We start from the raw sequence: 13,676 nt of genomic DNA on the forward strand, positions 1-13,676 counted from the left end.
GTATATTTCGGACAATAAGTGGTATGTATCGGACATTTATAATAAATCTGCACCTTTTCGGTGTCTATTTGCGAAAAATCTAACGAAATGCTTGGTCATTTCACGAATTTTTCCGAATATTGCAGCAAGGAAGAGAATACTGTCATCTGATAACTCCATGACCTATATGCTACACACACTGACCAGACTGCTATGGGCCACGACACTCGCCTTTATCCTGACTTGCTGCCAACACGGCAGCCCGAGCGAGAGCGAGACCCAAAGTATACGCGACAGCCTTGCCACGCTGCGCCAGCAGGGCAAGAAGGAGCGCGACGCCAGCCGCTACGACGAGGCTCTCAGACTCCACATACGCGGACTCGACATGGCCCGCGCCGTGGGCGACAGCAGCGAGTGGATACAGGCACTCAACAACATTGCCACCGACTACCGCCGCATGGGCATGCTCGACGTGGCGCAGAGCTACCACTACCAGGCGCTCAGCCTCTGCGACGAGTCGTCCGACACTACCTACCAGATGCGCAAGAACCGCGTGAAGGCGCTCAACGGACTGGGCAACATCTACCTCTCTATCTACAGCTACGACGACGCCGACAGCGTGTTCCGCCAGGCGCTCGAGGGCGAGCACCAGCTGGGCAGTGCCACGGGCCAGGCCATCAACTATGCCAATCTGGGCTCCATCTACAGTGCCCGCGGCGATGACGAGAAGGCGCTGGACTACTACCGCCAGTCCATGTTCTACAACAAGAAGGACAGCAATCTGCTGGGCATGGCTCTCTGCCACCTCTACTTCGGCAATATCTATGAGAGACGCCAGCAGTACGACCTCGCGCTGCGCGAATACGAACAGTCAGACCGCATGATGACCGACCTGAAAGACCTCTGGCACGCTCTCGAACCGCGTCTGGCACTGGCTTCGGTCTATTATCACACCCACGAGGACGCCAAGGCACTGGCGCTGCTCGACAGGGCCGACGCCACGGCTCGCCAAATCAACTCGTGGGAGCATATCGTCGAGGTACACCATCTCTACTTCCAGCTCATGCAGCGCCAGGGCCGCTACCACGAGGCGCTCGACCACCATCTCATCGCCACCGCCTATCAGGACAGCATCCTGGACAACGAGAAGCTGGACCGCATACACAATATCGGCATCAACATCGAGCGCACGCGACAGCAGAAGATGGTCGACATGGCGCAGAACGAACTGCAGACCGAGAAGCGCATACGCCAGCAGAGCGCATGGCTCTTCGGGCTCACGGTGATACTGCTCCTGGCGGTCATCAGCGCACTGCTCTACGTGCAGCGCATGCGCCACCGCAGCATGGAGATGATGAGAGAGGCCAGCAGGCTGCGCGAAGACTTCTTTACCAACATTACCCATGAGTTCCGGACGCCTCTGACGGTGATACTCGGACTGAGCCGCAAAATCAGGGAAAACACGGAGGTGCCACAGTCGGTCAGCGACAAGGCGTCGACCATAGAGCGGCAGGGCAACCGCCTGCTCACGCTCGTCACCCAACTGCTGGACATCAGCAAGGTCAAGTCGGTAATCGGCGAGCCCAACTGGCAGCACGGCAACATCTGCGCCCAGGTCGCCATGCTGCTCGAGACCTATATAGACTATGCCGCCAACCGCGGCGTGACGCTCAAGTATCATTACGACCAGGCCATCGAGATGGACTTTGTGCCCGATTACGTGAACAAGGTGATGAGCAACCTGGTGTCGAATGCACTGAAATTCACACCCAACGGGGGCACTATCAGCGTCAATCTCTATCAGCGCGGCGACCGGCTGCACATCGACGTGAGCGACACGGGTCATGGCATCAGCAGCGACAAGCTCGCCCATATCTTCGAGCCGTTCTACACCACCGGCGACATGGGCGAAGCCAAGGGAACGGGCATAGGACTGGCGCTGACACAAGAGATAATATCCCACCTCAACGGTACCATCACCGCCGAGAGCCAGGTGGGCAAGGGCACCACGTTCCACATCGTCATGCCGATACAGAACCGCTCTGCCGACCCGGTGACCGAGACCGAGATAGGCAACTCGGGCAAGCCCATCATCGTGGTGGCCGAAGACAATGCCGATGTGGCCGATCTGCTCTGCACCCAGCTCGAGCCCTTCTATGAAGTGGTGGCTGCGCGCGACGGCGTCGAGGCACTCAAGCGCGCCGGAGAGATAATTCCCGACCTCGTAATCACCGACGTAATGATGCCCAACATGGACGGCATGGCCCTCGCGCGCGCCATACGCGCCAACGACCTCACCGCCCACATACCCATCATCATGGTGACTGCCCGCGTGACCGAGCAAGACCGCATCGAGGGTATCAAGGCAGGTGCCGACGCCTATCTGGTCAAGCCCTTCAACACCGAAGAGCTGCTTACCCGCGTGGCCAAGCTGCTCGAACAGCGCATCATGCTCAGAGACAAGTATGCGCAGACCATCACCCAGGCTCCCGTGACCGACGACACCATCGAAGACCACTTCCTCGCCCGCGTGGAGCAGGTCATAGTGGCCCATATCAACAAGGGCGAAGACATCACCGTGACCATGGTGGCCGACGACCTCAACATCACCGCCCGACAGCTGCACCGCAAGGTGACGGGGCTCATCAACCAGTCGCCGGCGGCACTCATACGCATCACGCGCATCAACTGCGCCAAGACCATCATGGCTGCCAAGCCCGAGATGCCGCTCAAGAGCGTGGCGCTGGCATGCGGCTTCACCGACTACTCACACTTTGCCAAGGTGTTCCGCACGGTGACGGGCGTAAGTCCCACGGCGTGGACCGCCAAGCCCACGGCGCAGTAGGCCGGGGCCATAGACAGCAATCGCCGCCATGTCAGCAGAGACATGGCGGCGATTGGCGTTATCGGGGTGGGGTCGGGGGTTACTTCCGCAGTGGCTGCGGCTTGTAGGAAGCGAGCTTGTCGAGATAGTAGCGGCGCACATCGCTCCAGTGGTAATAAGGTGCGCAGTCGGTAGAGATAGGCAGGCGCGCCTCGTCTTCATTGAGCAGTATCTTGACCAGCACGTCCTTGTCGTCTACAGAGCGTCGGTAGAATATCCACTGCACATTGCATGCCATGGGGAATATGCGGTAGTCGCACCATCCCACTGCGGGCAGCTGCTCGATGTCGCTCACGGGTCGTCCGTAGCCATTGAGGTCGAGCAGACATACCAGCGGCATCACCATCGTGTCGTGGCCGTAGCGCAGCGTGGCACCGGGGTGGGGCAGAGCTATGCAGCTGTCGGCCTGGGATATAATCTTGTGGAGCAGATTGCGCTGAGAGAAGGGCTGGTTGCCGCCATTGATGGTGCTGGGGCCATAGGTGAGATACCAGAAGGCATTGTTGCAGAGCCAGTGCTGGTAGAGTTCCTCGTCGGTGAAGATGTCGTAGAGCGAGAGTTGGTGGCGCAGCTCGGTACTCTGTACATTGCTTGCCAGCTTGAAGAGTCGGTCGGCCAGTTTGTCAGCTTTAGCCTTGCCGAGCCAGTTGGGGTCGCGGAAGATGAGGCCCAGCATGTGGCTGTCGTCACGGTGGCGGCGCTTGAAGCTGTCGAGCAGCTCCTTGGTGCCACCCGCCATCTTCTGCTTGTAGAGCACCTTGTCGTCCTGGTTCATGTAGTACATGTCGTGCTGGCTGGCGTCGTGGGTGATGTTGAGCTGGGGATTGAGTCTCACGAGTTCCTGCAGCGCGTTCTCCATCGACAGGATGCAGCGTATCACCACGGTGCTCTTGGCGTCTACATTGGTCTTGCCCTCAAATACCTCGGGGAACCTCTCCCACATCCTTCGGGCTATCTGTCGGTGCTGCTCGGCTCCGCGCTGGGTGAGCTCGGCATCGCGGTGCATGGCTTCCTGACGTATCTGTGCCACCTTGCCAAGCACCTCACGTCCCTTGGCGGTGAGCTGACCCAGACTGTCGGCGCGCATGAGGGTAAGATAGGCACGGTCGTAGTCGGCAGTACCGATAAGGTAACGCGAGCCGTGGCGTCCATAATGACTCAGATAGAAAGGCTTGTATCCCTTGGGCGCGGGGGTAAGCCGGTGTTGCGGCCCGGGGTAAGCCAGATAGCCACTGGCCGATACGCGGGGGTTCTTCTTGATTTCCTGACGCGCGTTCTGCGCCTCTGCGCACACTGTCAGCGACAGCAGCGCGATGATAACTAAGAGTTTTCTCATATCTTGCTACATTTATACGATTACTTGATACAGGTCGGCGAAGTCGTCGATGACGTGCTGCGCACCGCACGCCTCCATCTCCTCGCGCGAACCGTTGCCGTAGGTCACGGCGGTGGTGTGTACTCCGGCGTTGACTCCCATCTGTATGTCGTAGACGGCGTCGCCCACCATCATGGTCTCGTCGGGCGTCGCTCCCATGCGCTCCATAGTCTGGACGACCATGTCGGGTGCGGGCTTGGCATGCTCCACATCGTTGACGGTGACGATGTGGCTGAAGAGATGCTCTATCTGCATATCTCTGAGGAAGACCATGAGCGAGAAGCGCTGGCGCGAGGTGGCGATGGTCAGCGTGAGTCCGGCGTCATAGAGCTTCTGCAACGTCTCCCTCACGTGGGGGAAGAGCTGGACCACTCCGGGCTGGTTGTCGCGTGCGAATATCTCCTGGTAGAGTTGGGCGCAGGCATCTCCGGTGGCGTCGGTCATAGGAATAAGCCGCGTGAAGGTCTCCTTGAGCGGCAGCCCTATCATAGCCCTTATCTCCTCGCGGCTGCGGGGCTCGAGGTGCATGGCCTCGATGGTCTTCATCATCGTCTGGGTGATGAGTGTCTCGGTGTCGGCTAAGGTGCCGTCAAAGTCGAATATGACAAGTTTCATTGTTGATTACTATTGCTATGGTTTTCATTCTGATATAGTCGCGGGAGATGTACATCATGCCTCCGAACGGATTGTCCGTGCCCCAAGAGTTCTTGGCGATGTAGTAGGGATGGCCCTGGCGGTCGTGGGCACGGCCTATGATGCACATGCAGTGGTCGTCGGTGGTCTGTCGGCGCTCAAACCAGCGCTGTCGCAACTGCTGGTCGTAGCGTGGAGAGTGGGGTAGGGTGGCAACACCACGGCTGAAGGAGAAACCGGGCTCAGAGATGTCGCCCTCCCAACACACGGCGTAGCCCTGGTCGAGTGCCCGGTCTATGGCGTGCATCAGCGTGTCGAGGGGCACATTGAGGAAGCTGTCGCGGCGGTGGTTGTCGGGCAGCTCGAGCACCACCCTGCGTCCGAAGGGATGATGGGTGAAGCTGGTGAGAGCCTGGTAGTCTTGTGCATATACGCTTCGGGCAAACTCGCCGAAGCTGTATTGGGCATGAAGCATATAGACGCGTTGGGGGAGAGCACCCATACGGCTGTCGAGCATATCGCCCACCTGCCGGCGCAAGTGGCTGAGAGACTGTGAACGGCGTGCCATCGCGTTGACACCACGTGCCAAGGCGTCATAGTTCACTCCCTCGGCGGGATAGCTGTCGTAAGGCGCGGCGCCATAGGTGTCGAGCAGACTCAGAGCCATACAGGCTGTGCCGCGCATCGTGATGGCGTGGCGCCTGCCACCGAGCATGGCCTCGGCAGCCCCTTCCTCGATATAGCGGCGCAATGGGAACGCCACAGAGAGATTGACGGAGTCGCCCTGGCTGAGCCGGTCGGTCTCAATGGTCGAGAGCATGGCATACATCCAGCACACGCTGCTCGCCCCCTGGTTCTTGACAGGTGTGATGGCAAGCCGCAGCTCGTCGGTGAATTGACTGTCGGCTGCCGGGTTGGCTGGCCTCTCGCAGGCCATCATCACCAGCGCCGCCAAGACTAAATACGTTATTCGTATATACATTATTAATAAATATAGGAACAAAGTTACACAATAAATACAACATAAGCAGCGAAATAATCATGGAAATTGCTTGGCTAATAGAAAATAATGGCTTAACTTTGGAACTGGAAATAAACAGCAAGAGTATGAATATCGACACCGTAGACTTTATCACTTACTGCATAGGTAACCTCTCGCGCAAGCTGAACCTATGCCCCAAAGAAGTCTATCATCGGCTGAAGTCTTCTGGCATATTGAGCGGTTACATCATTCCAAGTTACGACGTCCTCCATACCTTCGGCAAAGATTACCTTGTCGAAGACCTGATTGACTATATGAAAGAAAAAGGAGTAATTGGCTAATGGAAGTATATCATGCATCAAGCGTTATTGACAGATGTCTTACTTATAAAAGCAGTATCCGATTATGAACGTACACGACGATTCCTTTCATGCTATACTTGAGGCCAAGTATGCGCGAATCATCAAGGAGATAAGCGAGATGCACGACATCACGCTGAAGGAGGCGATGGATATGTTTTATGACTCTGATATGCTGACGCTCCTTGAAGATGGAGTTGCCGATTTGCACTGCCGCAGTGACAAATACCTGGCTGAAGAAATCTGGAATGAGAATAAAGACAACTCTCATGAAAATAAGCATCAAAATGCTTGTGGGAATTGATTATTTGGCTTAACTTTGTAATTACCAAGTTTATATATAGACACATACTGTATTACTATGATACCTAAGAAGATACATTTCTGCTGGATGAGCGGCGACCCGTACCCAGCCAAGATTAAACGGTGCATGAAGACATGGCGTCGGGTGATGCCCGATTACGAGATAAAGCTGTGGAACGCCCAGAACTTTGATGTCGAGGGTGCTCCCGACTATGTGCGCGAGGCCATCCGCCAGCGCAAGTGGGCCTTCGCCGCCGACTACATACGCATGTACGCCCTCTACCATGAGGGTGGCATCTATCTTGACTCCGATGTGCTGGTTCTGAAGCCCTTCGACGACCTGCTCAACCACTCTTTCATGTCGTCATTGGAGTATCACCCCATCCAGATAGAGCGCGATGGAGCGATGGCGATGATAGACAGCGAGGGCAAACGCATCAAGGAGGGATTTGTGTCGGGTATCCAGATACAGGCAGCCGTGATGGGCGCCGAGCCAGGCTCTCCCTTCATCAAGGATGTGCTCGACTGGTATAAGGACAAGCCATTCATCAAGCCCGACGGTACCCTCGCCACCGACGTGGTATCGCCGCAGATCTATGCCCGTGTCGCCGAGAAATACGGATTTATCTATGCCGACCGCGACCAGCAGCTCAGCGACAACATCATGATCTACCGCTCAGAGATATTCGCCGGCAACCGCCACGAGGTCACCCCCGCATCTTACTGCATACACTACTGCGCCCACAGCTGGCATCCCTCGGTCAAGGAGAAACTGCAGAAACTGTGGCGCCGTATCACCCGAAAATAACACAGCACGTCATGGAGAATAACGAACACAAGATTTCGGTGGTCATCAACACCTACAACGCCGCCGCCATGCTCGAAGAGGTCATCCGAGCCGCAGAGGGATTTGACGAGGTGCTGGTGTGCGACATGGAGAGCACCGACGACACCGTGGCCATAGCCGAGAGACTGGGAGCACGCGTGGTTACATTCCCTAAAGCTGACCATAAGAGTGCCGAACCAGCCCGAACCTTTGCCATACAGTCAGCTCTATACCCTTGGGTGCTGGTCGTCGATGCCGACGAGATTATTACCGCCGAGTTGCGCGACTATCTCTACCAGCGCATCAGCCAACCCGACTGCCCGCAAGGACTGTATATACCGCGAAAGGGATACTTCATGCACCGCCTCTTTGCCTATCCCGACTACCAGTTGCGCTTCTTCATCCGCGAGGGAACCGTCTGGCCGCCTTATGTACACACATTCCCCACCGTCCAGGGCCGCATAGAGTATATCCCGAGGCGTCGCCGCGAACTGGCGTTGATACATCTGGCCGACGACTCGATACGCACACGAGTCTACAAGACCAATGAGTATACCGACAACGAGGTCGAGAAGAAGCGCGGCAAGCACTATGGCGCCTTCAAGCTGGTCTTTGACCCCCTGTTCCGCTTCGTCAAGGCCTATTTCTTCAAAGGACAGATATGCAAAGGCGTGCCCGGTTTCATCAATGCGTCGCTCGACGCCTATTATCGGTTTATCACCATCGCCAAGGTGATAGAGTCGAGAAACGCCGAGCGCGACATACGCCACCGGAAGTGACCCCCGCCATGACAGCCATCACGACCAACCGTCTCACCGTAGGATATCGCGGCCACAGAGTAGTCGAGGACATCAGCCTCTCGCTGCCCTGTGGCCGTCTGGTATGTCTGCTCGGTCCCAATGGTGCAGGCAAGTCGACCCTCCTGCGCACGCTGTGCGGATTTCAGCCACCCATAGAGGGCACGGTGACCATCTCGGGCAGCGACATCACCACCATGAGCGCCGCCGAGGTGGCACACCTCGTGAGCGTGGTGCTCACCGACCGTCCGCTCACCCCCTCGCTCACCGCCGCAGAGATGGTGGGCATGGGCCGAGCCCCCTACACCGGGTTCTGGGGCAGGCTGAGCGATGACGACCGCCGCCTCGTCAGCGAGGCAATGCAGACGGTAGGCATAGCCCCGCTCGCTACCCGACGCATGGGCCAGCTGAGCGACGGCGAGCTCCAGAAGGTGATGATAGCCAAAGCCCTGGCACAGCATACGCCCGTCATCGTGCTCGACGAGCCCACCGCCTTTCTCGATTATCCCAGCAAGGTGGCCGTGATGAAGACCCTCGCCCGACTCGCCCACGACGAGGGCAAGACCATACTCATGAGCACACACGACCTGGAGCTCGCCGCACAACTGGGCGACGAACTGATGGAAATAGAGAACAAGCATATCCGAAAAATCACCGCCGATGAGGTGAGCCGCATCATCGGACGGCTGTTGCGCGGCTAACCCTGCAATATTCTGTCTACATCTTCACGACTGCCCGTGAAGACTCCGGCACGCTCTATCTTGAGTGTGCACATGGCGGCAGCCAACCGGCCCGCCTCGCCATAATCCATGCCCATAGAGCGACCATAGAGATAACCCGCCGAGTAGGTGTCGCCACAGCCCGTGACATCGACCACCTCTCGTGGAGCGTAAGCCGGAACATCGTAGAAGCTGCCGCCGGCATAAATCATAGAGCCCATGCTGCCAAAGGTGAGCACCACCTCGCTCACGCCCATCGATGCGATAAACCGGGCCGCCTCGTGGGCATCTGTCATGCCCGTCACCACCTGCATCTCCATCTCGTTGAGCTTCACCACATCGACCTGAGAAAGCAGCGAGCGGCTCTGGTCCCAGTCTATGGGCACCACGTCCTCGCCCACCACCTGGCGCAGATAGCCCTGGACGTCGATAGACACGATGCCACGTTGGCGGAGCCAGGCAATGGTGTCGAGCGAGAAATCATCGGGAAGCAGCGTGCCGAGATGATAGACACGGGCAGAGGTGTGCATCAGCTCGTCGATGGTGAATGGCTCTGCCTTGGCGAGCACGCGCTGCCGGCGGTCGTCGAGGTTGGAGCCGTAGACATTCTCGAAGAACACGGAGTGGGGGCAGCCGTATCGGGTCACATCGACACCAGCCTCGCGGAGCCTCCGTACCTCGTCCATCGACTCGTCGCCCACCTTGGTGACCAGACTGAAGTCGAATGTAGGGTCTATGGCGTGGAGCGCCCATGAGAAGTAAAGTGCCGTACCTCCAGCCATCTCCACAGTACGCTGAGGAGTGATGATACGGTCGTGAGTGATATGTCCTATGCAGCAGATTTGGTTCATACCTGTCGGTTGTTGTCGCCCTGGGGCGCGTTATAGATCATTATTTTACTACCTGATAGCCAGCCACCACCGCCGCCATGCCCAGCACCATGCTCAGCACGGTGTAGAGCAGCGCCGCCAGCATCTGTCCGTCGCGGGCCATCAGCAGGTTGTCGTTCATGAATGTAGAGAAGGTGGTGAAGGCTCCACAGAACCCCGTCACCAGCAGGAGCTTGGCCATAGGCGATATTCCGCCGACATTGGCCATCGCCGCCAACACGCCTATCAGGAAGCACCCCACCACATTGACCGCCAATGTGGCATAGGGAAACGACGCTGCCGGCACCCAGAGCTCCATCCATCGGCCCACGAGATAACGCAGACAGCCGCCGAAGCAGCTTCCCACACATACACACATCATTTCTTTCATGGTACAAAGGTAGTGCAAGGTGAGAGAAATACAAAATAAAATCATTTATTTTTATTTCCGAACCGCCGCCTACCTTCACGGCGAAAGCCGTAGAGGTAGTGCAAGTCGAAGACAATGCAAAGGAAAAACGAATGTTTTTTACTGGCATTGTTGAGACGCAGCCTACCTTATTCAAAGGTAGGCTAAAAGGTGAGAGAAATACAAAATAAAATCTTTTATTTTTATTTCCGAACCGCCGCCTACCTTCACGGCGAAAGCCGTAGAGGTAGTGCAAGGTGAAAACAATGCAAAGGAAAAACTTATGTTTCTTTATACGCCATCCCCCGACCATCCTCGTCAGCCCACAGTCTAACCCAAGCGCACAGGAAGACAGCTACAACCACACCGTGACCGCCCTTGCTGGCTCGTATCAATAGTCACGAGGGTTCGTATCGTAAGTTACGTGACCGCGTATCATAAGGCACGTGACCACGTATCGGAAGGCACGAGCCAGCCGAGGTCCATCCCACTGATGCTAATGGCTCTCCACGACCGCCGGAAGTCATCGCAGCGGTCGTGGAGAGGGTAGGGCGCCGGGCGAGCTGCGCCCCGAGAGTGGCTGAAGTGATGGCGGGAAAGGCTAATTTCTCTCTTTTACAAGAGATTTTAACCTCGGGATAAGCCTCGTGTCGGAAATAATACGTAACTTTGCACATTATTTATATAGATAACACGTAATTATAACAATAACACGACTATGATGAAAAAGTCTCTTACGCTGGCGCTGCTACTCTTGACAGTAGTAATGGCGCAAGCCCAAATGAACATGACGGTACCTATGGATACCGCAGTACGCATGGGTAAGCTGGATAACGGTCTGACTTACTACATCCGCCACAACGGATGGCCCGAACATCGCGCCAACTTCTACATCGCCCAGAAGGTAGGCTCGCTGCAGGAAAATGAGAGCCAGCGCGGTCTGGCCCACTTCCTCGAGCACATGTGCTTCAATGGCACCGAGCACTTCCCCGACAATGGACTGATACGCTATCTGGAGACTCTGGGTGTAAGATTTGGAGCCGACCTCAACGCCTATACCAGCATTGACCAGACGGTGTACAACATCGACAACGTGCCCACCGCGCGCCAGTCTGCACTCGACTCGTGCATGCTGATACTCTACGACTGGGCCAACGCCCTGACTCTGGCTCCCAAGGAGATAGACAAGGAGCGCGGAGTGATACACGAGGAGTGGCGACTGCGCTCGAGCGCTTCGCAGCGCATGTTTGAGCGCGCCCTGCCAGCCCTCTATCCTGGCAGCAAGTATGGCCAGCGCATGCCCATCGGTCTGATGAGCGTGATAGACAATTTCAAGTATCAGGAGCTGCGCGACTACTATGAGAAGTGGTACAACCCCGAGAACCAGGGCATCATCGTGGTGGGCGACGTGGATGTGGCCCACACCGAAGCACTCATCAAGAAGCTCTTCAGCGGCATCCAGGCCAGCCCCGAAGCCGGTAAGGTGACAGAGGAGCCCGTGCCCGACAACGCGAAACCAATCGTAGTGATAGACAAGGACAAGGAACAGAACAGCAACGTGGTCCAGGTGATGTTCAAGCACGACGCCACCCCCGACAGTCTGCGCTCTACACTCATGTACATGATAAGCCGCGAGGCCCAGGCACTGGGAGAGGCTATGCTGGCAACCCGCTACAACGAGGCGGTGCAGAAGGCTGACTGCCCCTACGTAGCCGCTTCGGGCAACGATGGCAACTACATCTTTGCCAAGACCAAGGACGCCTTCACCATTGGCATCATTCCCAAGGAGGGACAGACAGAAGCCGCTCTGACAGCCGCTCTCGTAGAGGCACGACGCGTGGCAGAGTTCGGATTTACAGCCTCCGAGTTTGACCGCGCACGCAAAGACGCGCTGAGCATGCTCGAAAAGCAGTATACCAACCGCGACAAGCGCACCAACACCCAACTCTTCAACCAGATACTGGGCAACTTCCTCAACAACGACTGTCTGCCCTCTATCGACTTCAGCTATGCGGTGATGAAACAGGTGCTGCCCACACTCAACGTAGACATGATCAACGCCATGTTCAAGGAGTATATCACCATGAACGACAGCAATATGGTCATCATGAACTTCAACGTGGAAAAGGAAGGCGCTGCCTATCCCACCCAGGAGTCTCTGCTCGCCGCCGTCGAGGCTGCCCGCAAGGCTGAAGTGACTGCCTACGTGGACAACGTGAAGAACGAGCCTCTCATCCAGAAGCTCCCCAAGGCAGGAAAGATAAAGAAAGAGACCGAAAACAAGACTCTGGGCTTCAAGGAGCTCACTCTGAGCAACGGCATCAAGGTGGTGCTGAAGAAGACCGACTACAAGAAGGACGAGGTACGCATGACCGGTGAATGTGCAGGCGGCAGCTCGCTCTACGGCATGGACGACTGGGCCAATCTGCAGCTCTTCGACGAGGTCATCGGCGTAAGCGGACTGGGCAACTTCAGCAGTACCGAGCTCGACAAGGCTCTGGCAGGCAAGATAGCCAATGCTGACCTGAGTCTGGGACAGACCTCGGTCAACGTGAACGGCAGCTCCACACCTCAGGACGTGGAGACCATGCTGCAGCTCACATACCTCTATCTCACCCACATCAACAAGGACCAGGACGCATACCAGAACCTGATGACCACCATGGCTCTGACGCTCAAGAACCGCGCCTCGGACCCCATGTCGGCATACTCTGACTCGCTCACCGCCACACTCTATGGCCACAACCCACGCCATCGCGCCGTCAAGGAGAGCGACCTGCAGCACGTGAACTATGACCGCATCCTGCAGATAGCCAAAGAGATGACCGCCAACACAGGCAACTTCACCTTCACCTTCGTGGGCAACTTCGACGAGGCGGCTCTGCGCCAGCTGGTGTGCCAGTATCTCGGCTCGCTGCCCTCTAAGAAGAAGGCCAAGAAGGGTCACCGTCTGGGCCAGCTGGTCAAGGGCGAGGTAGTCAACAACTTCACACGCAAGATGGAGACTCCCAAGGCCATGAACGTCACCATGTGGTACAACGACCAGATGCCCTGGACACTCGAAAACAGCATCAACAGCCAGGTGGTAGGTCAGGTGCTCTCCATGATTTATCTGGAGAAGATACGCGAGGAAGCCAGCGCTGCCTACTCTGTAGGTGCCTACGGCGGACAGAGCCACGAAGAAGACGGCTATACCCTGGCACAGATTATGGCTCAGTGCCCCGTGAAGCCCGCCAAGGCCGACACCGCCCGCACCATCCTGCTGGGCGAGGTAGAGGCTCTGACCAAGACCTGCGACGCCGAGAAGCTGAACAAGGTCAAGGAGCAGATGGGCAAGCAGTTTGAACTCGCCGTCAAGACCAATGGCTACTGGATGAACACCATCAACACCTACAACAAGTATGGTGTGGAATGGCACACACGCTATGCCGATGTGCTCAAGAGCATCAAGCCCGAGGACATCTGCAACTTCATGAAGGAATTTGTAAAGCAGGGCAACCGCATCGAGGTGGTTATGCTCCCTGCCGACTTTAAGGAATAA

General features: G+C 56.8%; 12 protein-coding genes. 7 read left to right on the forward strand and 5 right to left on the reverse strand.

Annotation, left to right across the window (positions count from 1 at the left end):
- Positions 1-166: 166 nt before the first annotated feature.
- On the forward strand, positions 167-2,824 hold the full coding sequence (locus CIK94_RS01335; RefSeq protein ID WP_158216490.1) for an ATP-binding protein: 2,658 nt from the start codon (positions 167-169) through the stop codon (positions 2,822-2,824).
- Positions 2,825-2,903: 79 nt separating this feature from the next.
- On the opposite strand, the gene CIK94_RS01340 is transcribed toward CIK94_RS01335, so the two are convergent.
- The 3 genes from CIK94_RS01340 to CIK94_RS01350 are packed head-to-tail and all read right to left on the reverse strand — an operon-like array spanning position 2,904 to position 5,853.
- Complete coding sequence (locus tag CIK94_RS01340) at positions 2,904-4,199, reverse strand: histidine-type phosphatase (RefSeq protein WP_094420872.1); 1,296 nt, start codon at positions 4,197-4,199, stop codon at positions 2,904-2,906.
- A gap of 12 nt (positions 4,200-4,211) precedes the next feature.
- Positions 4,212-4,853, reverse strand: coding sequence for an HAD family hydrolase (locus CIK94_RS01345; RefSeq protein ID WP_022310947.1), 642 nt, complete (start codon positions 4,851-4,853; stop codon positions 4,212-4,214).
- The gene (locus CIK94_RS01350) at positions 4,828-5,853 is read right to left on the reverse strand and encodes a C1 family peptidase (protein ID WP_254046115.1); all 1,026 of its coding nucleotides are present in this window, start codon (positions 5,851-5,853) and stop codon (positions 4,828-4,830) included. The genes CIK94_RS01345 and CIK94_RS01350 overlap by 26 nt, the downstream gene beginning before the upstream one ends.
- Positions 5,854-5,951: 98 nt before the next feature.
- Here CIK94_RS01350 and CIK94_RS01355 point away from each other — a divergent pair, with 98 nt between their 5' ends.
- From CIK94_RS01355 to CIK94_RS01375, 5 genes are all read left to right on the forward strand, one after another.
- A complete protein-coding gene (locus CIK94_RS01355; protein WP_254046090.1) occupies positions 5,952-6,194 on the forward strand; it encodes a DUF3791 domain-containing protein in 243 nt (80 codons plus the stop codon).
- A gap of 64 nt (positions 6,195-6,258) precedes the next feature.
- Positions 6,259-6,516 carry a DUF3791 domain-containing protein gene (locus CIK94_RS01360; protein ID WP_022310943.1) on the forward strand — a complete coding sequence of 86 codons (258 nt, stop codon included), beginning with the start codon at positions 6,259-6,261 and terminating at the stop codon, positions 6,514-6,516.
- 57 nt (positions 6,517-6,573) lie between these two features.
- The gene (locus tag CIK94_RS01365; RefSeq protein WP_022310942.1) at positions 6,574-7,323 is read left to right on the forward strand and encodes a glycosyltransferase family 32 protein; all 750 of its coding nucleotides are present in this window, start codon (positions 6,574-6,576) and stop codon (positions 7,321-7,323) included.
- Positions 7,324-7,334: 11 nt separating this feature from the next.
- Positions 7,335-8,120, forward strand: coding sequence for a glycosyltransferase family 2 protein (locus CIK94_RS01370; RefSeq protein WP_094387556.1), 786 nt, complete (start codon positions 7,335-7,337; stop codon positions 8,118-8,120).
- A gap of 8 nt (positions 8,121-8,128) precedes the next feature.
- Positions 8,129-8,839 (forward strand): ABC transporter ATP-binding protein, encoded by a 711-nt coding sequence (locus CIK94_RS01375; RefSeq protein WP_094420874.1) that lies wholly within the window; start codon positions 8,129-8,131, stop codon positions 8,837-8,839.
- Here the strand turns inward: CIK94_RS01375 and CIK94_RS01380 are convergent.
- Complete coding sequence (locus CIK94_RS01380) at positions 8,836-9,708, reverse strand: PfkB family carbohydrate kinase (protein ID WP_094420876.1); 873 nt, start codon at positions 9,706-9,708, stop codon at positions 8,836-8,838. The genes CIK94_RS01375 and CIK94_RS01380 overlap by 4 nt on opposite strands.
- A 40-nt stretch (positions 9,709-9,748) precedes the next feature.
- On the reverse strand, positions 9,749-10,108 hold the full coding sequence (gene crcB / locus CIK94_RS01385; protein ID WP_254046091.1) for a fluoride efflux transporter CrcB: 360 nt from the start codon (positions 10,106-10,108) through the stop codon (positions 9,749-9,751).
- 745 nt (positions 10,109-10,853) lie between these two features.
- Here crcB and CIK94_RS01390 point away from each other — a divergent pair.
- Complete coding sequence (locus CIK94_RS01390) at positions 10,854-13,676, forward strand: pitrilysin family protein (RefSeq protein ID WP_094420878.1); 2,823 nt, start codon at positions 10,854-10,856, stop codon at positions 13,674-13,676.

Source organism: Prevotella sp. P4-51 (genome assembly GCF_002251455.1).
In the GTDB taxonomy this organism is placed as follows: domain Bacteria; phylum Bacteroidota; class Bacteroidia; order Bacteroidales; family Bacteroidaceae; genus Prevotella.